The 26,746-nt window shown below is 42.5% G+C and carries 27 protein-coding genes and 1 pseudogene; all 28 read right to left on the reverse strand.

Going from position 1 to position 26,746, the window contains the following annotated elements:
- Nucleotides 1-35: 35 nt before the first annotated feature.
- Nucleotides 36-656: a hypothetical protein gene (locus ACTWP7_RS11850; RefSeq protein WP_443123356.1), complete on the reverse strand. Its 621-nt coding sequence runs from the start codon at nt 654-656 to the stop codon at nt 36-38.
- 512 nt (nt 657-1,168) lie between these two features.
- A complete protein-coding gene (locus tag ACTWP7_RS11855) occupies nt 1,169-1,474 on the reverse strand; it encodes a hypothetical protein (RefSeq protein ID WP_014644803.1) in 306 nt (101 codons plus the stop codon).
- A gap of 110 nt (nt 1,475-1,584) precedes the next feature.
- On the reverse strand, nt 1,585-2,886 hold the full coding sequence (locus ACTWP7_RS11860) for an S-layer homology domain-containing protein (protein ID WP_443123357.1): 1,302 nt from the start codon (nt 2,884-2,886) through the stop codon (nt 1,585-1,587).
- A 300-nt stretch (nt 2,887-3,186) separates the two neighbouring features.
- Nucleotides 3,187-3,609 carry a 3-hydroxyacyl-ACP dehydratase FabZ gene (fabZ, locus tag ACTWP7_RS11865; RefSeq protein ID WP_014644805.1) on the reverse strand — a complete coding sequence of 141 codons (423 nt, stop codon included), beginning with the start codon at nt 3,607-3,609 and terminating at the stop codon, nt 3,187-3,189.
- Between the two features lie 698 nt (nt 3,610-4,307).
- Nucleotides 4,308-5,411, reverse strand: a complete 1,104-nt coding sequence (locus tag ACTWP7_RS11870) for a class I SAM-dependent methyltransferase (protein ID WP_443123358.1) — start codon at nt 5,409-5,411, stop codon at nt 4,308-4,310.
- Nucleotides 5,412-5,417: 6 nt separating this feature from the next.
- Nucleotides 5,418-6,734, reverse strand: a complete 1,317-nt coding sequence (locus ACTWP7_RS11875; RefSeq protein ID WP_443123359.1) for an FAD-dependent oxidoreductase — start codon at nt 6,732-6,734, stop codon at nt 5,418-5,420.
- A gap of 148 nt (nt 6,735-6,882) precedes the next feature.
- Nucleotides 6,883-7,224, reverse strand: coding sequence for a DNA-directed RNA polymerase subunit beta (locus tag ACTWP7_RS11880; protein WP_443123360.1), 342 nt, complete (start codon nt 7,222-7,224; stop codon nt 6,883-6,885).
- A gap of 20 nt (nt 7,225-7,244) precedes the next feature.
- Nucleotides 7,245-8,069, reverse strand: a complete 825-nt coding sequence (locus tag ACTWP7_RS11885) for a flagellar hook-basal body protein (protein WP_443123361.1) — start codon at nt 8,067-8,069, stop codon at nt 7,245-7,247.
- A gap of 14 nt (nt 8,070-8,083) precedes the next feature.
- Nucleotides 8,084-8,911 carry a flagellar hook-basal body protein gene (locus ACTWP7_RS11890; protein ID WP_443123362.1) on the reverse strand — a complete coding sequence of 276 codons (828 nt, stop codon included), beginning with the start codon at nt 8,909-8,911 and terminating at the stop codon, nt 8,084-8,086.
- A 33-nt stretch (nt 8,912-8,944) separates the two neighbouring features.
- Nucleotides 8,945-9,942: pseudogene (gene mreB, locus ACTWP7_RS11895) on the reverse strand (rod shape-determining protein MreB).
- 285 nt (nt 9,943-10,227) lie between these two features.
- Nucleotides 10,228-10,509: a sporulation transcriptional regulator SpoIIID gene (gene spoIIID, locus ACTWP7_RS11900; RefSeq protein WP_014644812.1), complete on the reverse strand. Its 282-nt coding sequence runs from the start codon at nt 10,507-10,509 to the stop codon at nt 10,228-10,230.
- A 269-nt stretch (nt 10,510-10,778) separates the two neighbouring features.
- Nucleotides 10,779-11,672, reverse strand: coding sequence for a M23 family metallopeptidase (locus ACTWP7_RS11905; RefSeq protein ID WP_231853965.1), 894 nt, complete (start codon nt 11,670-11,672; stop codon nt 10,779-10,781).
- 226 nt (nt 11,673-11,898) lie between these two features.
- Nucleotides 11,899-12,933: a stage II sporulation protein D gene (gene spoIID, locus ACTWP7_RS11910; RefSeq protein ID WP_443123363.1), complete on the reverse strand. Its 1,035-nt coding sequence runs from the start codon at nt 12,931-12,933 to the stop codon at nt 11,899-11,901.
- A gap of 129 nt (nt 12,934-13,062) precedes the next feature.
- Nucleotides 13,063-14,373 (reverse strand): UDP-N-acetylglucosamine 1-carboxyvinyltransferase, encoded by a 1,311-nt coding sequence (gene murA, locus ACTWP7_RS11915; protein ID WP_443123364.1) that lies wholly within the window; start codon nt 14,371-14,373, stop codon nt 13,063-13,065.
- Between the two features lie 34 nt (nt 14,374-14,407).
- The gene (locus ACTWP7_RS11920; RefSeq protein ID WP_443123365.1) at nt 14,408-15,112 is read right to left on the reverse strand and encodes a YwmB family TATA-box binding protein; all 705 of its coding nucleotides are present in this window, start codon (nt 15,110-15,112) and stop codon (nt 14,408-14,410) included.
- A 115-nt stretch (nt 15,113-15,227) separates the two neighbouring features.
- Nucleotides 15,228-15,461 (reverse strand): DUF1146 family protein, encoded by a 234-nt coding sequence (locus ACTWP7_RS11925; protein ID WP_014644817.1) that lies wholly within the window; start codon nt 15,459-15,461, stop codon nt 15,228-15,230.
- Between the two features lie 273 nt (nt 15,462-15,734).
- Nucleotides 15,735-16,139 carry a F0F1 ATP synthase subunit epsilon gene (locus ACTWP7_RS11930; RefSeq protein ID WP_014644818.1) on the reverse strand — a complete coding sequence of 135 codons (405 nt, stop codon included), beginning with the start codon at nt 16,137-16,139 and terminating at the stop codon, nt 15,735-15,737.
- 76 nt (nt 16,140-16,215) lie between these two features.
- Nucleotides 16,216-17,628 carry a F0F1 ATP synthase subunit beta gene (atpD, locus tag ACTWP7_RS11935; protein WP_089751324.1) on the reverse strand — a complete coding sequence of 471 codons (1,413 nt, stop codon included), beginning with the start codon at nt 17,626-17,628 and terminating at the stop codon, nt 16,216-16,218.
- Nucleotides 17,629-17,669: 41 nt separating this feature from the next.
- Complete coding sequence (atpG, locus tag ACTWP7_RS11940) at nt 17,670-18,533, reverse strand: ATP synthase F1 subunit gamma (protein WP_014644820.1); 864 nt, start codon at nt 18,531-18,533, stop codon at nt 17,670-17,672.
- 33 nt (nt 18,534-18,566) lie between these two features.
- Entirely contained in the window at nt 18,567-20,075 is a 1,509-nt protein-coding gene (gene atpA / locus ACTWP7_RS11945) for a F0F1 ATP synthase subunit alpha (protein WP_089751323.1), read from the reverse strand.
- A gap of 15 nt (nt 20,076-20,090) precedes the next feature.
- On the reverse strand, nt 20,091-20,639 hold the full coding sequence (locus ACTWP7_RS11950) for a F0F1 ATP synthase subunit delta (RefSeq protein WP_443123366.1): 549 nt from the start codon (nt 20,637-20,639) through the stop codon (nt 20,091-20,093).
- The gene (gene atpF, locus ACTWP7_RS11955) at nt 20,636-21,157 is read right to left on the reverse strand and encodes a F0F1 ATP synthase subunit B (RefSeq protein ID WP_014644823.1); all 522 of its coding nucleotides are present in this window, start codon (nt 21,155-21,157) and stop codon (nt 20,636-20,638) included. The genes ACTWP7_RS11950 and atpF overlap by 4 nt, the downstream gene beginning before the upstream one ends.
- Before the next feature lie 232 nt (nt 21,158-21,389).
- A complete protein-coding gene (gene atpE, locus ACTWP7_RS11960; RefSeq protein WP_014644824.1) occupies nt 21,390-21,602 on the reverse strand; it encodes a F0F1 ATP synthase subunit C in 213 nt (70 codons plus the stop codon).
- 51 nt (nt 21,603-21,653) lie between these two features.
- Nucleotides 21,654-22,376, reverse strand: coding sequence for a F0F1 ATP synthase subunit A (atpB, locus tag ACTWP7_RS11965; protein ID WP_443123367.1), 723 nt, complete (start codon nt 22,374-22,376; stop codon nt 21,654-21,656).
- Nucleotides 22,377-22,400: 24 nt separating this feature from the next.
- Complete coding sequence (locus tag ACTWP7_RS11970) at nt 22,401-22,769, reverse strand: ATP synthase subunit I (protein WP_014644826.1); 369 nt, start codon at nt 22,767-22,769, stop codon at nt 22,401-22,403.
- Nucleotide 22,770: 1 nt separating this feature from the next.
- Nucleotides 22,771-22,989 (reverse strand): AtpZ/AtpI family protein, encoded by a 219-nt coding sequence (locus ACTWP7_RS11975; protein WP_014644827.1) that lies wholly within the window; start codon nt 22,987-22,989, stop codon nt 22,771-22,773.
- 305 nt (nt 22,990-23,294) lie between these two features.
- Nucleotides 23,295-25,445, reverse strand: coding sequence for a S8 family serine peptidase (locus ACTWP7_RS11980; protein ID WP_443123368.1), 2,151 nt, complete (start codon nt 25,443-25,445; stop codon nt 23,295-23,297).
- 117 nt (nt 25,446-25,562) lie between these two features.
- Nucleotides 25,563-26,711: a non-hydrolyzing UDP-N-acetylglucosamine 2-epimerase gene (gene wecB / locus ACTWP7_RS11985; RefSeq protein ID WP_443123369.1), complete on the reverse strand. Its 1,149-nt coding sequence runs from the start codon at nt 26,709-26,711 to the stop codon at nt 25,563-25,565.
- Between the last annotated feature and the right edge of the window lie 35 nt (nt 26,712-26,746).

Below are 26,746 nucleotides of genomic sequence, written 5' to 3' on the forward strand. Positions count from 1 at the left end.
AAAAAAGCCGGACCCAGGGCCGGATCCGGTTATTTTTATTGAATAATATTTCCGAGCTGTGCTGTCATTAAGTCCAACTTTTTGACCTTTGGAAGATTGTAATCGCGAAAGCGTTCATCAAAGTGCTTGAACATAGGCTCCATAGCTTCATCATCGATTAATTCAGTATAAGTTCTGTAAGCATGCTGATATTGTTTCATGTAACGCTTCATCTTCTTCTCAAAACCGGACAAGTGATAAGTGGAAGAAAAGTCGAATGCTTTCACAATATCACTATCGTATGTTGGGAATTGAGGATTGATCGCATGCAGCATGGAAGCCGCTAATGGGAACTGCATGGTCGGGTTGCCTTTGTGGTTCTTAATCTCGTACAAGCTCTTTGTAATTTGTACAATGTTCGGTCTTTCTACTTTTCTCTGCTCTTCCATCAACTTAAAATAAGATGTTTCGAACTCATTCGTTAAGCTCGGGTTGTCTAAACGGAAAAAATAACGAAAGATAAATTGATATAAACTATCATCCGGTACGTAAGTATTCTGGAACTCTCTATGAAGATAGAGGTAAACGTCCAGTTTTTCCTGTGGAATTTTGTTGACTACATTTTCAAAGTCTTCTAGAAGTAAGTCCTTTAAATCGCTTGTCGTTCTGTATTTCATTAATAATCACCTCTATTCGCTTATTCCACACCAATAAAACCAAGAAACGTAAAATTGTAAAGGATTTATTAATGTGTATCTTACCTCTATTCTACATAAGCGAAACGGATTTTCCAATCAATTTCAAATAGTCGGACTTAGTTTTAAAGAGTCCGGAAAATTGTTTATATTTCCTTTTCTTAACCGATATAACTATAAAGCAGAATATTATATGTCGTTAACTCCTCCGCACACTAGCAGCAAACTATGTTCCAGAAATAAAGCATGCGCCATGCACTTATTTCTTTTAGAAAGCGAGGAACTTATGTGAATCAGAAGGGAAAAACGTTGGCGGTCAGTGGATTTATTTCGTTTCTTACAGGAGTTGGATTGCTATTACTCGATTATTTGTCAGCCTTTCATTTTCTTATTCCCCTTCTAACCCTGGGTGGAATATGTATGGTGGTCACTTCAGTATTTTTATCCTATAATAACAAACACAATAAAAGCCGCTAAGTTTAGCGGCTTTTCTGTTATTGATTGTCTTTGCTATCATTTTCGTTCTCTGTCATGTCATTCTCCATGGTATCTTCGTTCGTCATATCTTCTTCCGTAGCATCATTTTCCCCATCTGTCATATCTTCTTGATCCATATTTTCTTCATCGTCCTCATTCATACCGTCTTCATTCATTTGATCCTCTTCTTTGTTCTCTTCCTCATTCATGTTCTGTTCCGTGTCATTTTCTTCTTTACCCATTGGATCTTCATCCGTACCACAGGCACCTAAAAGGGAAACCATCAGCATAGCAATTAGCAACTTAATTGATAGAGATTTCATTTGTATTCCTCCTTTTTAATGATTACGACCAGTAGTATGTCCCCGCTGGTAAAAATCATCCATTTTTCCCAAAAAAATTCCGGCCGAAGCCGGAGTAATTTGATGAGACTTTAATTGTTTTTCTGATATTCAATGGATCGGATCAAAAAGGCAGCAAACTGCTCTCGTGTCACCGTTTCTGATGGACCGTACTGGTCAGCACTCACACCAGAAGTTATCCCTGCATGATAAAGGCGGTTTACGGATTCGTCGTACCATATGTCATCTTCTACATCCACAAATGGATGCTCTTTCGATGACTTTTCAAAATTATAGACATTTTGCAGCAGGACGGCCATTTCGCTCCGCTTCAAGTCATCTTCTATATGGAAGTTTCCTTTCTCATCTCCGTTAAAAATACCTTCATCAGCAACAGCAGATACAGTATCAAAATAACGGCTCTCTGGTGATACATCCACAAAACCAGGGTCTGGACGACCAGTCAATGAAAGATTCTCCGCACGCACGAAAAGCATAGCGGCATGAATACGAATTAAATTCTCCTTCATCCCGAAAGTATCTTCATTATGGCCCCTCAGTATGTTCATATCGAATAATTGATCAATACTCTCTTCAGCATAATGATTAGCAGGTACATCTTTAAATTTATTTCTTAAATAATTCGATGCTACGTATCCCTTAGTGCCGTTCTCTTTTTCAACTTTATACCATACAAATGGATTTAAACTTTCCTGACTTTTTTCATACGCATAGGAACCTTCGATCGTCAGGTGTTCCCCCTGTTTCACTTTTCCTATTACGTTCGGGTTGGAGGTTGTCGGCTGGGAGCGCAAATTAACTTCTTTAACGGCCCCGACGGTTTGGCCCTTTTTATAAAAATAGTTGGAAGATGTAAATGGCTCCAGGAAACGATACTCCATGGTTACAAACCGAATGTTATCTCCTTTTGCAGGGTCGTAGTCAAAATCATCCCTTGAAAAATCTAATTCTCCCAGTTCGCGATCCATGTTTCTTTCGATGATCTCGAACACTTCTTCTTGATAGGCTTCTTTATTCTCGTCACCATTTTCCTGTATAACCGGACTATTCACTGGTTTAATGCCATTATAGGCCATTACAGCAAAATACCAATTTTCTATATAATTTCTTTGGTAAGTGTTAACAGATCCTTCACTTTTATTGATGGATGGCAGGTCGTTTCGATCATACATTTTGTTTAAAATCTCGACACCAGCTTCAATATTATACACAATATCCTGCTTTAAGCGTGTATCATCATAGTTATCCTTCTGTGTCACCTGCATGATCCCAATTCCGCCATCTTCTGAGATAAGCGGCTTGTTGTCTTCATACTGTTTCCCGGCACTCTCTTTTTCAGCAACCGCTTTAACAAATTTCAGGAGGTATATCATACTTAACAGCAGCCTCTGTTAAAAGACAATTGATGGTTTGCGGATCAGGGTTCACGCCCTCGGTCTGTTCAAAGCTGCATTTATCTGCAATTTGCGTTTCTGCGTGTACACTTGGAATGAGAAAAATGTTCAAAACGACCAGGAAAGCCAAAACTCCAAAGGCTTTAAGATAATTTTTAATGCGAAGCCACTCCTTCTGCTAGATTCATAGATTTATTCTTTCAATGCTAGAATTATACCATTTTTTCCCTTTAAACCCCATAAAAAATGACCCGGACCTTATGATCCGAGTCATTTAAATTATTTCAAAGCGAACATAATTTCGGCTTCGCAGGCTACTTCACCATCTACGGTTGCTTTCGCTTTTCCTTTACCCATCGGTCCTTTCAGTCTTACAATGTCCACTTCAAGTTTTAGTCGGTCACCTGGTTTTACCTGACGCTTAAAGCGGCACTTATCAATACCTGTAAAAAAGGCCAGTTTCCCCTGGTTTTCTTCTTTTTTAAGCATAGCTACCGCTCCCATTTGAGCTAGGGCTTCCGTAATTAACACCCCTGGCATCACCGGGTAATCAGGAAAGTGTCCCTGAAAAAACGGTTCATTCATCGTTACATTTTTGTATCCAACAGCGCGTTCTCCTTCTACAATTTCTTCGACTTGATCAATGAGCAGAAACGGATACCTGTGTGGAATAATTTCTTTAATTTCTTGGATATCTAACATACATGCATGCAGCTCCTTTTGTTCATTCTACCCTTATTATATAGATGGATGTCCTTCTCGACAAAAGATAATTAAGACACCCCTTCAAAAACGGGCAATAAAATCATAATAATCATTGTTGCATATAAGCTCCTGATACTGTAAGGCTCAGTTCCAAGATAAATGGGGCCGTTACGATATGAGATGGGGGCTGGTGGGGAAATAACTCGCTTTCCTATGGGGGAACGGTGAGCTTCCTCGCTCGTTTCACTCCCTGCGGGATCTCACCTAGTTCCTTCTCCCATGGGAGTCTCGCCATTTCCCCACCAACCCCACCGAGTAAGAATAACGGACCCTTTTATAAAAGAGGATGCCCTCCTTCCTAATCGGTCCTAAATGCTTTTATGACAGGCTATTTTACATCGTTATAGCATAAGAACAGCTTCATGAGCACCTGCTTTTTTCTCATGAACCCGTTGATGTCTTAAAGGGATTCGAGTTTCTGATCTGGCTAGGTCCGTAGGGGGACGATGTAGACTCCTGTGGGACAAACATGATCGGTGAGACCCCGGAAGGCTTAGCCTGAAGAGGCTCAGCACATGCCCACGGAAAGCGAAATCGTCCCCCGGAGGACCTTCTCCGCTCAATAAATATCTCGAAACGGAGTCCTCCAAGAAAATTATAAACCGCTGTGACTGAATTGGTCACAGCGGTTTATTTTATGACGAACGAGTTAACTCCTTGTTATCTTCCTGCTTGGAAGATAACGAACGTTCTCCGTCGTTCATCTCCTGGGTTTGTTCCCATTCTTTCACTGGAGAAGATGGACTCATCCAGAAAGTGTACCAGGAACCCTCTTTAACAATCGGATCTAAATCATACATGTCAAAATTAGAATGAGCCGTAACCTCTTTTAACTCTTTCTTATCCGGCAGCGCAAAAAGATTCGAGTGAGCTACAAAGAAGCTGTTAAACGCTGAAGAAAAAGCTTCCCCATGCTCGGTTTCATTAATAGGTGTGATAACAGAAACGACTCCTTGAGCTTCAACATAACTGTACATTTGCTCTAGAAGATCAGGGCGTGAATCAGGATGAACATAATGAAAGATATTGTGAAGCAGTACAACGTCCACTTTCCTTCCATCTTCCGGCTCCCATTCATTTATATCTCCTACTTCAAACTTTATATTAGAGAAATTGTCAGATAATTCTCGTGCATGATCGATGACCTTTTGGTTCAGATCCACCCCAATCATCTTGACATCAGGAAATTCTTCGGCTAACTTTCGTAAGTATCCGCCATGGCCGCAGCCAAGGTCCACAATGGTATCTACTTTTCTAGCGCGTATCATCTTCTTAATCTTTTTAATCGCAAAGTGTTCAAGCAAGGCTGAAGTTTCAGCTACAACTTCCCCATGCCGCTCATGGTCGAACAAGGCACGCTCATGAGACTTTAGTATAGAGGGATATTGCAGCATTGTAGGAATATGAAGCTCCATCATCTCTTTCAGCAATGCTTTAACACCAGGCGACTGCTCTTGCCCCATAAGAGCAGAGCATCTTCTTTTTGACGTACGGTAACGTTCATTTGGACGCTTCTTCAGATGCTTAACTGCGACTCCTACTTTAACCCAGGAAGCTAATAAATCATAAGAGTACCCTGTTTTTTCACTTACCGCTTCTACTGTCCTAGCTGATTTGAATTCATCAAACAGTTCTAACTCAGATCCCACATAAGCATGCCAGCTTGGCAGAAACGATTCATTCTTTTTCATCCACTTTCTAGCCTGCATAGCCGTTACCCATTCATTCATATGATTCATCCTTTCCTAGTTCTCTTTTTCCCATGGATAGTCTTCTGATTCTGAAAATAAGTATTTCCACTGTGTCGTATCTTTTACCTTTTTACTGCGTGCTGGAAGAACACTTCCCTGGATGGCCCGATCGAGTAAGTTGAAATTCCATGATCCCAATCCGGATATATTGAGCATTTGTTTCACGTGAAGCTGATCATCATCATAAATCCGCTGGACAGCCCTCATACGGATTTTTCTCCACCATTCGAAACGGAAAGAATAGACGAGTGCTGACAGGTGACTTAAATGAAGAAGGGAGGAAACACGAGGCTTCCTTACATCTTCATAGTAATGTAAATACTCATGATAATTTTTATTATTTTCTTTACACCATGCAAGCAGTTCTCCAAGGACATCTGCATCCTGTACGGCCAGGTTCATTCCTTCTCCTGCCATGGGATGGACGGTGTGAGCGGCGTCACCTATAATGGCAAGATTTCCAGAATAATACTTGTCCACGTGATAGGTATAGGGAATCATAAGCTGAACCTTTTTCCAATCGTCGATGGTACGCACTCCCTCTGACAACTCTGGTTCAAGTTCGCTATAGGCTTGGTAGAGGTACTCAAGACCCTTTTCTTTAATGGTCTTGTATTCTCCAGCTTTTATCAGATAAACGGTTCTCACTTCATTGTCAGGGAGAGGGAACAAGCCTAGAAAACGATCAGCTGTGGTTATAATTTTTCCTTTGGTGTAAGATGCTGGTCTAGGCATTGTGACTGTTAGAAAATGGTGATTGTAATCTTTACGCTTCACATCCGCATTCATAGCTTTTCGAGTAGGGGAACTGCGCCCTTCTGCGCCGATATATACCTTGGCTTCTATATGGAAAGTCTCCTTCTTCTGCTTCACCTTTGCCATTCCTTTTTCAAAACCTAAAAATCTGGCGCCTCCTAAATAGTGAAAATGTTCTTCAAAGGTTTGTCCCTTATCCCGTATAATGGACTTCGTTCTCTCATGCGGCACCATTAAGGCATGGTCATATTTACTGGCCACTCGGCTATAATTCAGCTCCGTTAAATTAATCTCTTCAGGGGATTTCCCTTCACGACGGTGAATTTCCTGAAATCTAAGCTGGTCAATCACGTGACCGCATCCTTCAATTTCATCGATGACTCCAAGTCTTTCCAGTATCGCAATGGTTTTTGGCTGAAGCAGTTCTCCTTTATATACGGGTGACTCCTTCGTCAGCTGTTCAGCAATCGTGACATGAACGCCGCGACTGGCCAATTTGGCTGCCAGTGTTAAACCTCCAACACCTCCACCAGCGATAAATACGTCGGTTCTCAAAGCTTGCGGCCTCCCCACTAAATATTAGATTTAAGATTTATTCCCTAAATAACGCTTTCAGAAACAACTTGATGTGCCAGACATTTCCTTTATACCTTAGACATAAAAAAACACGAGTCGTGGAGACCCGTGTAGAATTCTTCTCATGCTATTCAGTTTTTGTAACAATATCCCAGATGTGCTGCCAAGTGTCCCAGCTGAGAGCATCCATAGGTTTTCCGTCTCCGATCACTCCGTATCCGACCATTAACCCAATAAACAAAGCCACGATGCTTAAGACCAGAACAATGATAATACGCAACCAAATAGGAAGAACACGGATACGGCTTTTATGCCCCGTCTTTTCACTCAGGGTCTTTTTCATCTTCTGCCAATACCCTTGTTTTTTTGTATGATCTTGTTTAGTCGCCTCGTCTAAAGCTTTACGTTTCTTCTGTCTATCCTTCTCACGTTTATGGTTTTTGTCATTTGTATTAGGATCTGTTGCCATGGTCGTCAAACTCCTTACGTTTATGATCTGAGCTGATTGATCAGACCCATCATCTGATCACCCGTGGAAATCGATTTTGCATTAAATTGGTAAGCTCGCTGAGCATTTAGCATATCCGTCATTTGCTTGGAAATATCAACGTTGGAAGATTCAAGTGTTCGGTTTTGTATTCGTGTTTCATTTTGGGGAACTTCTGATGTTATTCCTGTCCCTTCCATACCCTCAGGAACTTTAAAACGGTTGCCGCCTACCGACTCAAGCATTCTTGGTCTTACGGCTTCCACCACCTCAAGCTGCCCTTCCACGGATAACTGCCCGTCGCGTGATACCATCACTGAACCTTCTTCATTAATCTTCAATTCCGTAAATCCATTTTCAAGTACAAGAGGCTCCCCCGCATCTCCAAGTACAGAATAACCTTCCGAGTCTGTAAGCATTACTTCATTGTCATTTACCGGATTTAGATAAAAATTACCTGCCCTGGTGTACTGTGTTTCTAAGCCCGCTTCTGTAGGAATTTGTAATTGAAATAAATGGCCCTTTTCTAACAAGGCAAGGTCCAGTTCTCTACCTGTATTCTGAAGGCTTCCATGGCTAAGGTCAACATTTGTGTGACCAAGACTTGCCCCTGACCCTATTCTTACTCCATCAGGTGTCTGACGGCTTCCAGGATCTGGTTCGGAGGATAAATTGTCGATTTGCTGATATAACAATGAAGAAAAGTCGGCCTGCCGACTTTTGTAACCAGTCGTGTTCCCATTAGCAAGATTATTCCCTATTAAATCAAGCTTACTCTGCAGCTGTCCCATTGTAACAGAAGCCTGAATCATCGAACGGTTAATCAATAGCCCTCCACTCCTTATCGCAGTCTGGCAATCTCAGTGACTGTTTTCTGCATACTTTGGTCGTAAGCTTTAAGTACTCTTTGGTTCATTTCAAAAGACCGATATGTATTCATCATTTCCGTCATTGTACGGGCACTGTTTACATTGGAACTTTCAAGAAAGTTCTGTTTTACATCGACTTCAACTGTGTTATCTCCCCGGGCATCTATGAGCTGAGTGCCGTCTTCCCCAAGCCTGTATAAACCTTCGCCTTCCTTCACCATATCTTCCGCTGCCGGACTATAAGATAAGCCTAAAGGGATATCTTGTCCATCTACCGTGATTATACCTTCCTCAGAAACGTCAAATTCCATCCCGTTCGTTTCAATCGGATTTCCTAATTGATCCAATACATAGTTCCCTTGATTCGTAGTTAAGAATCCTTCCCCGTCCACGGTGAAATTGCCATTTCTCGTGTAGCGCGTTTCTCCTGCCTCATTTTGAACATCAAAAAAAACAGAGCCCGACTCGTCGGGCACGTTTCTTTGAAGGAGGGCTAAATCCGTACCAACTCCCGTTTCTCTTAAATCACCTTGAGTGAAAGCGGGCACAGCCTCCTGCATATAAACACCTGTATTAAGAGATCCGACAGGGTGCTGTACAGGAATATTCCTGTTACTTGCAGAACCAGGCAATTTGCGGCTTCCCATTTGTTCAATCAGCAATTCTGGAAAAGCACGCATCGTCCCCTGATCAGCTTTGTATCCTGGTGTATTCACATTGGACATATTATTCGATAATGTTTCCTGCATGCGTTGGTTAGCAAGCATTCCTGAGGCGGCTGTGTAGAATCCTCTTAACAAGGTGATCGCTCCTTTATTAACAATTAGCGAAAGCTATAAAACTACTTTACTGCGTTTATCCATGTTTTCCAGTATCATTCCTGTTCCAGCAGCTACACAATCCATCGGAGAGTCAGCAATCATCACAGGGACTTTCAATTCTTTGAAAAGAAGCTGATCCACACCGTGAAGAAGAGCACCTCCACCCGTCAGGGTAACCCCGCGGTCAATTATATCAGCAGAGAGTTCTGGAGGCGTCCGCTCTAATACTTCTCTAGCCGTTTGAACGATAACCTGAACTGGTTCGCGAAGCGCCTTCTCTATTTCTTCAGAACTGACCGAAATCGTACGGGGGAGGCCAGTAATCCTATCACGGCCTCGAATATCAACTACTTCTGTCCGATTCGCTGGAGATACAGTTCCCACATTAATTTTTATATTCTCAGCCGTCCGTTCACCAATTAATAACTGGTGTTCTTTCTTAATATATTGAAGTATTTCCTGGTCCAATCGATTTCCTGCTATTTTGATCGACGAGGCTGTAACAATTCCCCCCATCGAAAGGACCGCTATATCAGTCGTTCCTCCCCCAATATCCACAATCATATTTCCATATGGCTGGTAAATATCCATACCTGCACCTACCGCAGCCACTTTTGGTTTTTCTTCTAAAAAAACTTTCTTACCGCCTGCTTTTTCAGCTGCTTGCTTTATTGCCTGCTGTTCCACTTTGGTTATATTCGTTGGACAGCAGATCAGCATCCGTGGTCTGGATAGAAAGCTTCGAACATTTATTTTTTGGATAAAGTACTTGAGCATAGCTTCTGTTGCATCGAAGTCTGCAATAATGCCATCCTTCAATGGACGGATAGCTTCAATATTCTTAGGTGTGCGTCCCACCATCCGCTGAGCATCTTCTCCTACTTCCAGTACTTTTCCAGTATTACGTCCATCGCAACAACGCTTGGTTGATTTAATACGATCCCTTTACCCTTAACATGAATGAGCACGTTAGCTGTACCAAGGTCTATCCCGATATCTCTTGCAAACATGTCCTGTAGATCCTCCCTATTGAAAGCATCCATGCCCGTAAACACACAACATTCGTCATAACCCTTCCGGTTAAGTGAGAGGTCCATAGTATTCAACCATGTTCTGGGCATTCAACCTGCGTTTTGAAATTTACATCACTTAATAAAATAACGCTCATTGCCTGTGTATCATCGTACACATCTAATTCTATATTCTATCATAAAATTATGACAATCGTCGCATTCGGGATGAAAAAATCACCTTATACGCAGGGGATTTTTCTTTAGGGAGGAGAATAAAGGAAGTCAGGCAAGAGGCTGCACAGGTCCTTCTTCAAGTAGTTGGGCTTTATACTTTCTTCTAGTTGCTTCTCCTCCGCGGAGGTGTCTGATCTCCTTATGATAATCTAGTATTTTTTTAACTTCTTTAGCAAGCTCCGGATTCACTTCCGGAAGTCTTTCTGTAAGATCTTTATGCACCGTACTTTTAGAAACGCCAAATTCCTTGGCGATCACTCTGACCGTTTTTTTAGTTTCAATGAGGTGCTCTCCAATCCTGATGGTCCTTTCTTTGATGTAATCATGCACTCCACTCGCCTCCTGTGATTGTCTATCCAAGGGGGTGGTTTCAAAGGAAAGCGCTTATGCTGTTAGTATGAGGGGGGTACTCTAGGTGTAAGTCATGGTGTTCCTCCCTGGACGTTACCGAGTGCTCGGTTATCCTCATTGTATTATTAAAAAAGGTGAGTTATGCCACAGGGATAAGGATGAGGCTTGCTTTACAGGAGTTTTTTATGTAAATGCTTTTTGCTAGTTTATGATACAGCATAAAAAAAATGAGGGGGCTGGCCCCTCATTTAGGTTTGAGTTGTAGAAATGGATGATGCACTATCCTCATCAGGAGTTTGTTCTCCTTCTGTGTTATCTGCAGGATCTTCATCCGTATTTAGTTCCTCATCATTTGGCTCATCAGATACTTCTGGTTCTTCTGCGGAGTCTTCGGCAGGAGCACTGTCATCTTCAGCAGAAGGTACTTCTGTTTCTTTCTCAGCCTCTGCTTCTTCTTTCACTTCTTCGCTGATCTTACTGGAAGGTTGTCCGAAAAAGCTTTCTGGATTTACAGGCTGCCCTTCATTTCGTAATTCGAAATGAACGTGGACGCCACTTGCCTGGCCGAAGGAATTCTGTCCAGCAGAACCTAGCACATCACCTTGAGTAACTTCAGAACCAGCTTGGACTTTAATGTCAGCTAGACTAGCATAGACCGTTGATACGTCTTCATCATGTGTAATTTCAATGACATTGCCATAAAGCGGATCTTCTTTTACTTCTGTGACTGTTCCTGATAGAGCTGCTGTTACTTCAAAAGCTTCTCCATCTTCTCTTGTTATATCGACGCCTTCACTCTGATAGTACTTATTGTTGTATAGGACCAGTGCACTTTCTTGATCTTCCTGAGACGCATTGTAATCATAGAACTTAGTAACGATAGACGCGGCTTCTTCATCAACGACTGGCATTTGTAAGTTTTCGTTTTGCTCCATGACTGGAACTGATGCCTCTCCAGAATCCTGAGTAGTGAACTCATCCTGGACTTCCGTTTCTGATTGATTAGCTAACTGGTTTTCTACTTCCTTACCACTTTGCTGATACCAGAACACCCCTACTAGAACTAATGCTGCTACGGACAAATACAAAGCTGGATACAACCATTTCTTGCGCATTAAGCGTTTAAACTTTAATTTAGTCACGCTTTTCTTTCCTTCCTCTCTCATGTTCATCACCTCAAAAATCATTCTGAACACTTCTGAGGAATTATATACATAAAGAGGAAATTTTTTCTTAAAAAAGTATTTATCATTTCAAGATAGAAATAAAGATCGCATCGAACGAACTAGTTTGTCCAAATTGCAACCGCCCATCTTATGAAATGGAAACAGGACCCTTAGATTCAGGTCCTGTCTAAGTCATATTCCATCAGTTGACAGGCTTATCATTTCTGGAAGTTAACAATGCCGTCTGTTTATTGATAGAAGATACTTCTGTATCGTGATAATAATGAGTCACTATGTCTTTATAACTGCTGCCGCTCTTAGCCATTCCATTTGCTCCATATTGACTCATTCCTACACCGTGACCATACCCTTTCGTCGTAAAAATGACGTGGTCGCCTTTTTGCTCCATAGAAAAATCACTTGAAGGCAGTTCGAAGGTTTCCCTTATCTGTCGTCCTGAGAAGCTCTGGTCCCCAACTTGAACCTTATCTACACGATTTCCCTCTGTCTTTGTCATGGTCATGTTTCGCACATTCCCTTTAAAATTTACGCCAAGGGCTGTCTGTACTTGAGTAATTGGAATAATTTTCTGATCTGCGAATTTAGGTGACTGTTGATCCCAGGGGCTTTCCACACTTTTCAAATAAGGAATCTCATTCTCCCAGTAGTCTTCAGCATTTTCCGTGTATCCATTGCTCGTAGAAAAGAAAGCGGCCGTTATCGGCTCCTGGTTATACGTGATTATTTCTCCAGCTGTCTCACTGACAGCTGTGTTAATTTTCTCCATATTGCTCGTATATCGATCATGCCACTGAGCTCTGAGTTCTTCATCATTCTTATACACCTGGTGATTAACGGTGTCCGTCACATCAGCTTCCTGAGATACACCCTCTTCTTCAAGCAAATGCCTAGTTATATATGTTCGAGCTGCTAAAGCCTGCGCTTTTAGTGCTTCAAGCTCAAACTCAGCAGGCATCTCAGATGCAACCACCCTTGCCACATATGTCTCCAGTGGAACTTCTTCTATCTTCCCTGATTGGCTTCGTTCCACTCTGACCGCTATCGGAGAGAGGTCTTTTGATGCATCAGCGGCTTTTTCAATCGGATTTGGAGTCTCCGGGACTTCATGTGAAGCACTGGAACCTGTAAAAGGCACCACAATTAGAGTGGGTAGTATAAGTATAGCCCCGAACAGGCCACCTGTTATGAAGAATGCCATCCAATTTTTTCTTTTCATTCTCACCCTCCTGATTACATTGTAGATCTCTCTACTAAAATGTATCCCAGATACAAGGATGATAGAACCAAAAAAAAGCTTGGCTGCTTCAAAAAATAATGAAACAGCCAAGCTATAAGGATATATACATTATAAGGTCGACAAAGATTCGTTAGCTTCTTGTTCTTCAGAGTAAGATTCTTCTTCGTTAATTCTTTCTATATCCGCACCGAGTCCCGCAAGTTTGTTGGAGAAATCCACATACCCACGGTCCAGATGCTTAAGTTCTGTTACGCGAGTGTACCCATCGGCAACAAGACCAGCCAGAATAAGAGCTGCTCCCGCTCGTAAATCAGTCGCGGCTACTTCCGCTCCTTGTAAAGATGAAGGTCCTTCCACAATAACGTTGCGGCCTTCAATCTTAAGATGAGCATTCATCCGGCGGAATTCTTCCACATGCATAAAACGATTTTCGAATACGGTTTCCGTAATCACGCTTGTGCCTTTGGCGTTTAACATTAACGCCATCATTTGAGACTGCATATCAGTAGGGAAACCTGGATGTGGCATCGTTTTAATGTCAGTGGCCTTCAGCTGTTCAGGGCCAATAACTCGAAGTCCATCCTCTTCCTCTTCAATGGTAACGCCCATTTCTTCCATTTTTGAAATAACGGAACGAAGGTGTTCACGCATAGCACCTTTAACTAATACATTACCTCCAGTAATAGCAGCTGCAACCATAAATGTTCCAGCTTCTACGCGGTCAGGGATAATGGTATGAGTCGCGCCTATAAGCTTGTCGACTCCTTCGATACGGATGGTCTCCGTACCAGCTCCAATAACCTTGCCGCCCATTTGATTGAGATAATTGGCTAAATCTACAATTTCCGGTTCTTTCGCACAGTTTTCAAGGATGGTCGTTCCTTCAGCCAAGGCAGCAGCCATCATAACGTTTTCTGTAGCCCCTACACTTGGAACATCAAAGTAAACCTTGGCACCCTGCAATCGACCTTTAACTTCTGCCTCAATATATCCATTTCCTACGGTAACTTCAGCACCCATAGCTTCAAAGCCTTTTAAGTGCTGATCAATAGGACGTGATCCAATCGCACAACCACCAGGCAGTGCAACCTTAGCATGGCCATACCGGGCCAAAAGTGGTCCCAACACGAGGACAGAAGCACGCATCTTCCTCACGTATTCAATTGGTGCTTCTGTTTCGAGATCTCCAGAAGCATCTACAGTAACTGTGTTGCCTTCCACTTTAACATCAGCATTCATATGTCGAATCACTTCATTGATAGTCGTAACATCTGCTAAAGCAGGAACTTCGTGTAAAACACTTTTTCCTTCACTGGCAATTATACTTGCTGCGATGACAGGCAGTACGGCATTCTTGGCGCCTTCTGCTTTTACAGTGCCATTCAGCTGCCTCCCACCACGGACGATGATTTTTTCCAAATTTCATTCTCCTCCGCGTCCATATTCATTATTATTAATATTCAGCAGTAATAATGGGTGTGCCAATAGTGATGTTTGTCCGCCCGCCCAAAGTTCTTGTAGCGAACTGAACATTCATCTTTCCGCTGGCTGTCGGGATTGCTTGTCCCCATTTTTCCGTATATCCGGAACTGCTAGTCCAATCCTTTTCTGCAACTTGATCTAAAGGTTTAATGTCGAATGTTTGTTTGAATTTTTTATACACTAAAACATCATCTATAATACCACTAGACTCTGCCTTAAGACAAGAGAAAATTAGGACGTTTTTCGAGAAATAACGTTTCTGAGTTTCTCGTATCCGATCTTTTACTTCTGGTGTCAAGGAAATTGTACCCTTACCAGCAATATAGTAAACCAATTCCGCCTTTTCATCTTTATTTTTCGGCAGAATAATACTATAACTTTCGTCAAATTCCCTTTTAATAAGACCGTCTTTTAGAATAATTTTATTTGAGTTCTCTTGATCTTCATAAGATATTTCAGCATTTTGATAGGATTCGGAAATCTTTTTTTTCAATAATAATGAATCAGATCTCGATATCGTCTCTTTGAGGGTGATCGACCATTCCTTGACGTCCAGCTGCTCATTCTCAGCAAATGCTGCAAAATTTTCAATAGGTGTCTCCGCAGTCAGTTCCTGTGAATAAGCACCTGTACATACCATAATCAATACCGTAATACCTGCTAGTAAACTTTTCATTTTCTGATGCCTCCCCGAGCATAGACTTACTATAAGTCTGACCGGAGAAGACAACAATCATACTGGACATTTTCTGACAAACGATTCATTTATTAATAGTTTCATTGATTTACGTTTAAAATAAGTAGACCAGACTATTAGACCATGCAATAAAATCAAGAAAAAATCGGCTGACCGTTGTTCCAATTGCAATGGTAATAAATATGAGTAAAACTCTTGCTTCAAAAACACGATGTTTCCTGAAAAACGCATCGAAGTTGACTGACTGAAGGACTCTCCACGTTATGATAATGAAGATAATGTGTGAGGTCATACTCAGAATGGCTTCTTCAGCAAAATATTGATCCATACTAACTCCTCTCTTTCGTCACTATTTTTAGGAACATCATTCATCTACACAGAAATACCTTTTTATACAATTGGCTAAACCCAATTAAAACAGAAGACGACAAAGAAAATATTTCTCTCTCATTTCCCGGGCAATAATGACAAATATTTCTGCCAGTTTAATTCATTATATGAACCGCCTTGCTACTCCTTTAATGATGACTGGACTGAAAATAAACATCAGGATTATTTACGGTTTCTTTAATAAAAAAACTGCTCTCAATATGAAAGCAGTTTAGAAGTTATTCTCATAAACATCTAAGCGATTAATGGCTCGCTTAAGGGCCAATTCAGCCCGTTTGAAATCAATGTCGGCTTGTTTGTCCTGGAGACGTCTTTCAGCACGCTCTTTAGCCATTCGGGCACGGTCTATATCAATATCAGTTGGCTTTTCAGCTGATTGAGCGAGTATAGTCACTTTATCAGGTCTCACCTCTAAAAAGCCACCGCTGACTGCGATTCGATCCGATTTCCCCTCACCTTTCAGGCGTATGGAGCTGATTGTAAGTGGTGCCACCATAGGAATGTGACCGGGCAATATTCCCAATTCTCCACTTTCCGCCTTACAACTAACCATTTCAAATGCTTCTTCCAATACCGGGCCATCAGGAGTGACGACACTCACCGTTAGTGTGCTCATATACATTCCTCCTTGGCTGTTAAGTGAATAAACCGGGCGCTCCTATGAACGCCCCTTTATCACTAGTGTTGACAGGTTACTGCATTTGTTTTGATTTTTCAACAACATCCTCAATACGTCCGACTAGTCGGAACGCATCCTCTGGAATGTCATCGTGTTTGCCGTCAAGGATCTCTTTAAAGCCTTTGACTGTTTCTGCAACAGGTACATAAGATCCTGGCTGTCCTGTAAACTGTTCAGCCACGTGGAAGTTCTGAGATAAGAAGAACTGCACCCTACGTGCACGGGATACGGTCAATTTATCTTCATCAGAAAGCTCATCCATACCAAGAATGGCAATGATATCCTGCAGCTCTTTATAACGCTGCAATGTACGCTGTACTTCGCGAGCTATTTGATAATGCTCGTCACCGACTACATCCGGGTCCAGAGCACGGGAGGTTGATGCAAGTGGATCAACGGCAGGATAAATACCCTGTTCAGAGAGCTTACGCTCAAGGTTAGTCGTTGCATCCAAGTGAGCGAACGTTGTTGCTGGCGCAGGGTCGGTATAGTCATCGGCAGGCACGTAGATGGCCTGAATAGATGTAACAGAACCTTTGTCAGTAGATGTGATTCGCTCCTGCAGTTGTCCCATTTCAGTCGCTAAGGTTGGCTGGTAACCAACGGCTGATGGCATACGTCCAAGAAGGGCAGATACTTCAAGACCGCCCTGGGTGAAACGGAAGATGTTGTCTATAAAGAACAACACGTCCTGTCCTTGTTCATCACGGAAATATTCTGCCATTGTTAAACCAGACAGAGCTACGCGCATACGAGCACCAGGCGGTTCGTTCATTTGTCCAAACACCATAGCTGTTTTTTTAATAACACCTGAATCGGTCATTTCCCAATAAAGGTCGTTACCTTCACGTGTACGCTCACCAACTCCGGCAAATACAGAGATACCACCGTGTTCCTGGGCGATGTTGTTAATTAATTCCTGGATGAGTACGGTCTTACCTACTCCTGCGCCACCAAACAATCCAATTTTACCACCTTTTACGTATGGAGCTAAAAGGTCTACAACTTTAATTCCAGTTTCCAGAATTTCAGTTTCTGTAGCTAAGTTCTCAAACACTGGTGCTTCGCGGTGGATTGGATCACGACGTACATCATCACTTAAAGGTTCATCTAAATCAATATTGTTACCTAGAACGTTGAATACTCGGCCCAATGTTACTTCTCCCACTGGAACTGAAATTGGGCTGCCTTTATCGATAACAGGTGTGCCACGCATTACTCCTTCTGTGGAAGACATGGCAACAGTACGAACGGTATTGTCACCCAGATGAAGGGCAACTTCTAACGTAAGGTCGACGTTTTTTTCATCTTCGGATTGCGCATCATAACGTACGTGTAGTGCGTTATTGATATCTGGGAGCTGTCCGTCATCAAATGTTACGTCGACAACTGGTCCCATGATTTGGGTCACGCGTCCATTACTCATCGATTTCCCTCCTAACTTACTGTTCAAAAATCCAAGAATCCCTATTCGAGGGCAGCTGCACCGCCGACAATTTCAGTAATCTCTTGGGTAATAGCAGCTTGACGTGCACGGTTATAAGATAGTGTTAAATCACCAATTAGATCATCAGCATTATCAGTTGCACTCTTCATAGCTGTCATCCGAGCTGCATGCTCACTAGCTTTACTATCAAGTAAGGCTCCGTAAATCAAGCTCTCAGCATACTGCGGAAGCAAGACTTCCAAAATCTCCTCTTGGTTCGGCTCATACTCATAAGAACTTGTGGATCCTACACTTTCTCCACCAAAGTCCGTTAACGGCAAGACTTTTTTCTCGGTTACTTCCTGTGTGATAGCACTAACGTAATGGTTGTAATAAATATATAATTGATCGATCTCTTCGTCTGTAAAGAGTTGGATCGTATCCGATGCGATATCTTTAATATCAGCAAAGTCCGGCTGGTCTGCCAGGCCAGTAATATCCATATCTACCGGTATATTACGTTTACGGAAGAAGTCCCGTCCAATACGGCCAATGGTGATCAGCTTGTATTCTTCAGCAGAAGTATGATGCTGGCGAATCTGCTGATAGACTCTTCTCAAGACACTGCTGTTGAATGCTCCTGCAAGACCGCGGTCAGAAGTGATCACCAGGTAACCTGTACACTTCACTTCCCTCGATTCAAGCATCGGGTGACTTGCATCACCTCCGCCTTGAGAAATACTCGCTACGACTTCTTGAATTTTTTCGCTGTATGGAACAAAATATCTTGCATTCTGTTCGGCACGATTCAATTTAGAAGCAGACACCATTTCCATGGCTTTTGTAATCTGTTTCGTCTTCTTGGTAGAGGTAATCCGGCCTTTGATATCTCTAAGGGATGCCACGCTGTTTCACCACCCTTTCCAGCTGTGTTTTATTTATTCAGAGATCACAAATGTTTTCTTGAATTCTTTCACAGCTTCTTTCATATCTTCTTCCTCTGCCAGTTTTCCAGTTTTCCGGATCTGACCAATCAGCTCTTTGCGATTGTTGTCAAGCCATGTGTGGAATTCTGACTCAAAGCGAGTAACATCATCCACTGGAATATCATCCAGAAATCCTTTAGTAAGGGCAAAGATAATCATAACTTGTTTCTCTACAGCCAGCGGCTGGTGTAAACCTTGCTTAAGAACTTCAACGGTACGCGCTCCGCGGTTCAGTTTAGCCTGCGTAGATTTATCAAGGTCAGAGCCGAACTGTGCGAAAGCTTCCAATTCACGATAAGAAGCTAGGTCAAGACGCAATGTACCGGCAACTTTTTTCATGGCTTTGATTTGAGCTGATCCACCAACACGGGATACGGATAACCCGGCGTTAATCGCTGGACGTACGCCAGAGAAGAATAAGTCGGATTGTAAGAAGATCTGACCGTCTGTTATGGAAATAACGTTTGTTGGAATATAGGCGGAAATATCTCCTGCTTGTGTTTCAACGAAAGGAAGGGCTGTTAATGAACCTCCACCTTTTGCATCACTTAATTTAGCTGCACGTTCCAACAGACGGGAGTGCAGATAGAATACATCCCCTGGGAACGCTTCACGGCCTGGTGGACGACGAAGCAGCAAGGAAAGTTCACGGTAAGCGGCAGCCTGCTTGGAAAGGTCATCATATACAACCAGTACATGCTTGCCATTGTACATAAATTCTTCCCCTAATGTTACGCCTGCATATGGAGCAAGGTATAAAAGCGGAGCTGGCTGAGAAGCACTAGCCGTTACGACAATTGTGTAATCCAGTGCACCGTGACGGCGAAGAGTTTCCACTGTGCCGCGTACGGTTGATTCTTTCTGACCAATTGCTACATAGATACAAACCATATCCTGATCATGCTGGTTCAAAATTGCATCGATGGCTACAGATGTTTTACCAGTCTGACGGTCACCGATAATAAGTTCACGCTGGCCACGTCCGATAGGTACAAGGGCATCAATAGCTTTAATCCCTGTTTGAAGAGGTTCATCTACGGATTTACGATCCATAACCCCTGGAGCTGGTGCTTCAATCGGGCGTGTTTTAGTTGTTTCAATTGGTCCTCTTCCATCTACAGGCTGACCAAGTGGATTCACGACACGTCCAAGCATTTCTTCCCCTACAGGTACTTGCATGATACGGCCTGTACGGCGTACTTCATCGCCTTCTTTAATATCTGTATACGGTCCAAGAATAACAAGACCAACGTTACTTTCTTCTAAGTTTTGTGCCAATCCCATGACACCATTTGAGAATTCAACGAGTTCTCCGGCCATGACGTTGTCAAGACCATGAGCACGGGCAATACCGTCACCAACTTCGATAACTGTACCCACATCATTGACTTCTATATCTGATTCATAGCTTTCAATTTGCTGTTTAATCAGCGCACTGATTTCTTCAGCTTTAATGCTCATGCCATTTCACCCCTATCATCTTTTGTTAGCAGAAACTAGCTTGCGCTCCATGCGGCTAAGCTTTCCACTGACGGAACCGTCAAATATCCGATTACCAATTCGCACACGAATTCCTCCGAGAATACTTGGATCAACGATATTGTTCAGGTTCAATGAACGTTTGCCTACTTTTGGTGCAAATGTTTCTGAAATCCGTTTCTTTTCAGATTTCGAAAGCTCACGTACGGAGTAAACATCTGCTTCTGCTACTCCTTTTGCATCGCTCATCATCGTTAAGAAATGAGTGATCATTTCAGAAATAATGTCTTCTCTATGCCTGTCTACCAACAACTTAAGGGTGTTCACAACTTCTGCTGAATACGACAGAAATGATTTATGAATGAGTTGTTTCTTTTGGTCGACGGAAATACGTGGATGCTTAAGGAATGTATAAAGCTTTTCATTATCACGGAACACTTTTTGCAGTTCTCGTAATTCTGTTTCTAATTGATCTAATTTCAAATGTTCTTGTCCAAGTTGAAAAAGAGCGTCAGCATAGCGTCTCGCAATGATTGTTTGGCTCATCGCTCTTCTCCTGCCTCGTCAATGTATTGATGAATCAATTTCTCCTGATCCTTCTCCGAAAGTTCTTTCTCAATTACTTTGGATGCAATCATGACAGACATAGAAGCCACTTGATCTTTAAGGACCTGTACGGCTTTCTCTTTTTCTTGCTCAATTTCCTGACGAGCTGATTCTTTCATTCTTTCAGACTCAGCGCGAGCGGACTCAATAATATCTCGTTCCTGCTGACCAGCCGTTTTGCGTGCATCTTCGATTATTTTCTGTGCATCCTGACGGGTTTTCTTAAGTTCTTCAGAAGCTTCACGCTGCATACGCTGTGCTTCTTCACGACTTTTTTCTGCGGTATTGATTTCGTTAGCTACGTAATCTTCACGCTCTTTCATCATATTCATTAATGGTCCCCAAGCAAACTTGCCTAAAAGAGCCAGCAAGATAAGGAAGAACACAAGTTGAATGATCATATCACCTATGTTAAGTCCTCCAGCTCCGAGGACAAGACTCTCTGTGAATCCTTGCACAGTTTTCACTCCTCTCCACACCATATCGTAACAGGGTTAACCCTCAAGCAAGCAAAAGCCTTACATATAAGAGCTCAGCTAGACAAGAGAAAAACCCGGCTTTAGCTTATAAAAGCTTCAGTCGAAGTTTTCTTTCCAATCCATTTGGGTATCAAGTTTTCGTAAAGGTATAAAGGAAAGGCGAAGATCGATTGAGTTGAACTTCGCCATAAGCGTATTCGCTCGTCCTGCTTTACTGACCCATTACGATAAATGCGATAACAACGCCGATGATCGGAATCGCCTCTACTAGAGCAACACCGATGAACATAGTTGTTTGAAGAGCACTGCGCAATTCTGGTTGACGCGCAATTCCTTCTACCGTACGACTTACAATCAGACCGTTACCAATACCAGCACCTAGTGCCGCTAATCCTACTGCAATTGCAGCTGCTAAAAGACCCATAATGAAAATCCTCCTCATATTTTTAAAAAAATAATTTTTTATTCTTTTATTTTAATGGTCGTCGCTCACCTTGTGAGACATATAAACCATCGTTAACATTACAAAGATAAATGCCTGGATAAAACCGATAAATGTACTGAAGCCCATCCAAGCTATCATTGGAAGTGAAGCTCCTAAAAATCCACCAACGCCGCCTGCTGCCATAGTGACAAGCAAGCTCAGTAAGATCTCTCCTGCGTAAATGTTCCCATATAGACGCAAACCAAGTGTAAGAGTATTAGAGAACTCTTCAATGATTTTGAAAGGTAGTAAAAACGGCAGAGGTCTTATAAAACCTTTACTGTATTCTTTACCGCCTTTCAGCTTAACCCCATAGTAGTGAGATAAGACGACAACAAGTGTTGCCAAGGTTAAGGTTATGCCGGGGTCTGCGGTTGGTGATTTCCACCACAGTTCATGTCCAACTACTCCATTGGTGACGACTCCAAGCATATTAGCTACAAATATGTAGGCAAATAAGGTTAAACCAAGTGGAAGAAAGAGCCTTCCTGTTCGCCAATCCATATTTGAACCGATAATGCCTTTTATGAAGTCAATCAGCCATTCCATGAAATTTTGAAAGCCGGTTGGGAACCGTTTCATGTTACGTGTGGCTGTTACCCCTAGAATGAAAACGATTAATGAGGCCACAAACATCATTAAAACGTTGGAAAGGTTGAAATCAAGCCAAGTGATCCCAAACGCATCATTCCACATCGGTGCTTCGTGATTCAATCTGTTCACCTACCTTCCATCGTGCTAAACTGTTGATTTATTGAACAGGTAATCTATAAAAATGACAATGTAGGCTGCCATTAAGCCCAATACTACGGAAATCAAATGAATATGTTCTTCAAACTGGAGGGCAATGACTACAGCCAGTGCACCTGAAGCCAAACGAGTAAACGTACCGATTCCTCTTACAGACTTGTTCTCTGCGGAGGCTTCGCCAAGCTTGCGGATTTTGCGCTGCATAAGCCAGAGGTTATAAAAACTCAAAGCGCTTCCCAGGAGAAGGCCTAGAAAAATCGGTTCCCAAGGGGTAAGGCCCCAGCCAAGAACGAGTAACGCCAGAAGGTAGAGCATCCATTTTCGTTGACGGGCCATCATCTGTTGGTAGTGCTTCATGCTAATCGTCTCCCGTGTACGTCCGTACTAAATGAATGGTCCCATATGTACCTGCTCCTAATCCTAGAAAAATCCCTATGATTAGGAATGTGGGCTCTGTGGAAAATTGACCATCTATCCATTTCCCAAGATAAACTCCGGCAAGTGGTCCACCGGCAAGCTGAGAAACGATGGCACTAGTTAATGCCATGGCCTGAAAAGGCGGTCTGGTATCTTTCATTTACAAGCCTCTTTTCACTTGAATAAAAAGGTGTCAGAACCTTTGCAATTCGTTATGAAAACCTTATCATCCCACACTATGTAAGAATACATTAGGGGTTATATGATGTCAATGAGTTTGTGATTAAAAATACAAATGTATGACACTTTTCGATCACATTTTCGTCACATTTGTGACAAAACTTACATGTACTATTTTACCAATTCTAAACCGAAAATAAATAGACTTTTCGAGCCATTTTTACATAAAACTTCCACCTCAGGTCATCCAAAAAAAGGATGATCTGAGGTGGAAGTTACTGGGTTTTATGAAGGTGTGAACGTTACTGGGAATGGGTAACTTTCTTTCTGGTCTTCATACTCGAGAGTGATGACAGCTACATAAGCCCCTTCAAGATGATTCGTATTTATTTTAAATTCCCCTTCCACCATACCCGGCTGAGGGTCTTCAAGTTCAAATAATTTTCCGTGAGAGAGCATAGTACCAGCTCTGTATAGATCGACGGTGATTTTATCTACGGAATCTGTAAGATGGAAGCGATAAGTGTATCGTCTTGCGTCCGCCCACTTAGATGATAGTTCCAAACCGGACACCTTTTCGTAATCAGACGTTCCGATCATGTAAAGATAAGGAACGTGGAAGTCATGATCTTGATTTCTCAGTTTAATAAACCCCTGATGAACTCCTGCTTTTAGAAAAGATTTCGTAAGATGGAGTCCAACCTCCACTTCCTTCGTTTCATTCGGTTCCAACCGGACAGTAGTTGGGAGGTCCCACCTGCTCCCATTTTCACGAACCGGGACTTCAAGGTGTACTGTCTGACTCTCATTTGTCGGATTTGTAAGCTTCAATTCTGCTTTTTTATTTACCAATGGTTGATCTACGCGCCCGAATGCAAGCGAGCCAGGTTCAATTAGCAGAGTTGGGTTAAATGATTCTTCTACATCAATAAAGCCTGTACCTTGCTCTGTAGGCGAATAAGGAAGTTTATCTTTTTCCAGAATATCTGCTGAACTCATCATCGCACTTTTTATTTGTTGAGGTGACCACTCTGGATGAGCTTCTTTTAATAAAGCCGCAAGTCCTGCAACATGCGGAGCAGCCATACTCGTTCCTTGCAGTGCTGCATATCCTCCAGGTACCGTGCTTAAAATGTTTACCCCCGGTGCTACCACATCTGGTTTTAATTCCCATGTATTCGTTACGGGACCACGAGAACTGAAAGGAGCCATTCGATGATCAAGTGAAACTTCGGTGGTTTCCAGCCATTGATTCTGCTGAACTCCTTCTTGAATCAACCACTCCCCGTCTTTTTTGGATACAGCAGCGACCGGAATTGGAATGGAAAAGTTCTCTAACGAACCCTGAAATAAGCCGGGTTCATTATTGTATATAACCACACCTTCCGCACCAGCTTGATAAGCTTTAAAAGCTTTTTCCTGAAAGGAAATTTCCCCACGTTCGAACAATACGATTTTTCCAGAAGCATGCTTTAGTTCTTCTTCCCCTCTTCCAGCGTCCAATAAAGGATATTTTCTGGAAAGTTCCCATGGTTCTGACCCGAGCAGTACTTGAACAGGGATTTGTCGATCTCTTCCTGGAATTCCAAATACCGGCGCTTTTGAAGGAAGGGCCGAGGCTCCTACGGTTATCGCCTTTGATGAAGTGGCAGGGGATCCTACAGTCCAAGTGTCCGGACCTGAATTCCCAACTGCAACTATAACGGTCACGCCAAGCTCTACCGCTCTATTAACAGCATGTGTAGTGGGCCAGTCCGGACCGTTCACATCATTACCAAGAGACAGATTGATCACATCCATCCTCTCTTTAATCGCTTCTTCAAGAGCAGCGATAACCTGCACAGAGGATCCGATCCCCCCTGGACCTAACGCCCGATAAGCGTAAAGCTCAGCATCTGGAGCTATCCCTTTCATTTTTCCATCAGCAGCAATGACCCCTGCTACATGGGATCCATGCATGGTCGAACCTTCCCCTCTGGTTTCCATAGGATCGTTATCAAAATCTACGGTATCAAAACCACCTTTGTAGTTCTTTTGTAGATCCGGATGAGAGTAGTCCACTCCTGTATCAATGACGCCTACTTTCACCCCTTTCCCTGTATAGGAGGGATTAAATTGATCTCGGATTACTTGAGTAGAAAAGGTACCCATTTCCTGCTGCAGACTTTTATATTTTACGACGGGATACTGATTCACTACCATGTCCATACGAGCAAGTTTTTCAAGTTCTTGGGCCGTCCCTTTTACAGCCAGACCGTTAAAGATCGTGTCATACTGTGCCACAACCTCCAGCCTCGGAATTCTGGATTCAATTTGTTCTGCAAGAAGGGATGAGGAGTCTTCCGTCTCAATAATAATAGTTACTTCATCGTTTTCATCCGGGGACTGAAAGCCTGTAAGAAGTAATAAAAGAATGAACAAGTGCAGCAAACGCATAGGCTCGTCTCCTTTTTAGTTAGTTTGTGATGGATGAGTACAGCTATTCATGAACGTGCCCAGGCAATTTTTGTATAAAAAAAAGACCAAACCCTCATGGATTTGATCTTTTAACCATTATTCAATTTCAAACGGTGCTGGCTTATCTTCCCGATGATTAAAGAAATATCGGATCGCTTCAGCAATTCTTGCAGATGCTTTTCCATCCCCATATGGATTGGAAGCATGCGACATTTCTTTATGTTTTTCCTCATCAGACAGTAATTCATTTGCTAAATGGAAAATGTGATCCTCTTCTGTTCCGGCGAGCTTCAGCGTTCCTGCTTCGATTCCTTCCGGACGCTCAGTTGTGTCGCGAAGAACCAATACAGGCACTCCAAGTGAAGGCGCTTCTTCTTGGACGCCGCCTGAGTCAGTAAGGATTAAATGAGCGCTGGAAGCAAAGTTATGGAAATCAATTACATCAAGCGGATCAATTAATTTGATGCGGTCATCATTTCCCAAAATTTCATCAGCCGTTTCTTTAACGGCTGGGTTCAGATGTACAGGATAGATCACTTGAATGTCATCATGTTCTTCCACAAGGCGCTTAATAGCTCGAAACATCTGTTTCATATTATTCCCAAGATTTTCACGTCTATGGGCGGTCATCAGAACTAACCGTTTATCTCCAATCTCGTCAAGCACTTCTGAGGCATAATCGTCTTTAACGGTGGTTTGCAGCGCATCAATCGCAGTATTTCCTGTGACAAAAATCTGGTTGGTCGGCTTGTTTTCTGCAAGCAGATTATCCATGGATTTGTTTGTCGGAGCAAAATGTAAATCCGCCATAACCCCGGTAAGCTGACGATTCATTTCCTCAGGGTAAGGAGAGTATTTATTCCATGTTCGAAGTCCTGCTTCTACGTGGCCCACAGGAATCTGATTATAATAAGCCGCAAGTGAAGCCGCAAAAGTCGTCGTGGTATCCCCATGTACAAGAACCACATCAGGTTTTGTTTCTTTCATAACATCATCAAGACCTTCAAGGGCACGGGTTGTCACTTGTGCCAGGGTTTGACGCGACTTCATAATATTTAAATCAAAATCGGGCTCAATACCAAAAATCGACATCACTTGGTCCAACATTTCTCTATGCTGTGCTGTTACCGTGACAATTGGTTCGAACTGGTCGGAACGATTTTTTAACTCCAGAACAAGCGGAGCCATTTTAATAGCTTCCGGCCTTGTCCCAAAAATAGTCATTACTTTTATGCGTTCTGCCATGAATGTACCTCCTTTAATGGAGCTTGAATAATTCT

Source organism: Halobacillus sp. B29 (genome assembly GCF_052246755.1).
GTDB classification, from domain to species: Bacteria; Bacillota; Bacilli; order Bacillales; family Halobacillaceae; genus Halobacillus; species Halobacillus halophilus.

Coding starts and splice junctions, on each gene's coding strand:
- wecB (WP_443123369.1), bottom strand. CDS start 26,711: ATGGCAGAACGCATAAAAGTAATGACTATTTTTGGGACAAGGCCGGAA.
- ACTWP7_RS11970 (WP_014644826.1), bottom strand. CDS start 22,769: ATGAAGCACTACCAACAGATGATGGCCCGTCAACGAAAATGGATGCTC.
- ACTWP7_RS11975 (WP_014644827.1), bottom strand. CDS start 22,989: ATGAAAGATACCAGACCGCCTTTTCAGGCCATGGCATTAACTAGTGCC.
- ACTWP7_RS11850 (WP_443123356.1), bottom strand. CDS start 656: ATGAAATACAGAACGACAAGCGATTTAAAGGACTTACTTCTAGAAGAC.
- fabZ (WP_014644805.1), bottom strand. CDS start 3,609: ATGTTAGATATCCAAGAAATTAAAGAAATTATTCCACACAGGTATCCG.
- ACTWP7_RS11880 (WP_443123360.1), bottom strand. CDS start 7,224: ATGGCAACAGATCCTAATACAAATGACAAAAACCATAAACGTGAGAAG.
- ACTWP7_RS11860 (WP_443123357.1), bottom strand. CDS start 2,886: ATGATATACCTCCTGAAATTTGTTAAAGCGGTTGCTGAAAAAGAGAGT.
- ACTWP7_RS11920 (WP_443123365.1), bottom strand. CDS start 15,112: ATGAAAAGTTTACTAGCAGGTATTACGGTATTGATTATGGTATGTACA.
- ACTWP7_RS11930 (WP_014644818.1), bottom strand. CDS start 16,139: ATGAGCACACTAACGGTGAGTGTCGTCACTCCTGATGGCCCGGTATTG.
- ACTWP7_RS11950 (WP_443123366.1), bottom strand. CDS start 20,639: ATGAGCCAAACAATCATTGCGAGACGCTATGCTGACGCTCTTTTTCAA.
- ACTWP7_RS11870 (WP_443123358.1), bottom strand. CDS start 5,411: ATGAATCATATGAATGAATGGGTAACGGCTATGCAGGCTAGAAAGTGG.
- ACTWP7_RS11925 (WP_014644817.1), bottom strand. CDS start 15,461: ATGGATCAATATTTTGCTGAAGAAGCCATTCTGAGTATGACCTCACAC.
- ACTWP7_RS11980 (WP_443123368.1), bottom strand. CDS start 25,445: ATGCGTTTGCTGCACTTGTTCATTCTTTTATTACTTCTTACAGGCTTT.
- atpA (WP_089751323.1), bottom strand. CDS start 20,075: ATGAGCATTAAAGCTGAAGAAATCAGTGCGCTGATTAAACAGCAAATT.
- spoIID (WP_443123363.1), bottom strand. CDS start 12,933: ATGAAAAGAAAAAATTGGATGGCATTCTTCATAACAGGTGGCCTGTTC.
- ACTWP7_RS11855 (WP_014644803.1), bottom strand. CDS start 1,474: ATGAAATCTCTATCAATTAAGTTGCTAATTGCTATGCTGATGGTTTCC.
- atpE (WP_014644824.1), bottom strand. CDS start 21,602: ATGGGTCTTTTAGCAGCTGCAATTGCAGTAGGATTAGCGGCACTAGGT.
- atpD (WP_089751324.1), bottom strand. CDS start 17,628: ATGAGTAATGGACGCGTGACCCAAATCATGGGACCAGTTGTCGACGTA.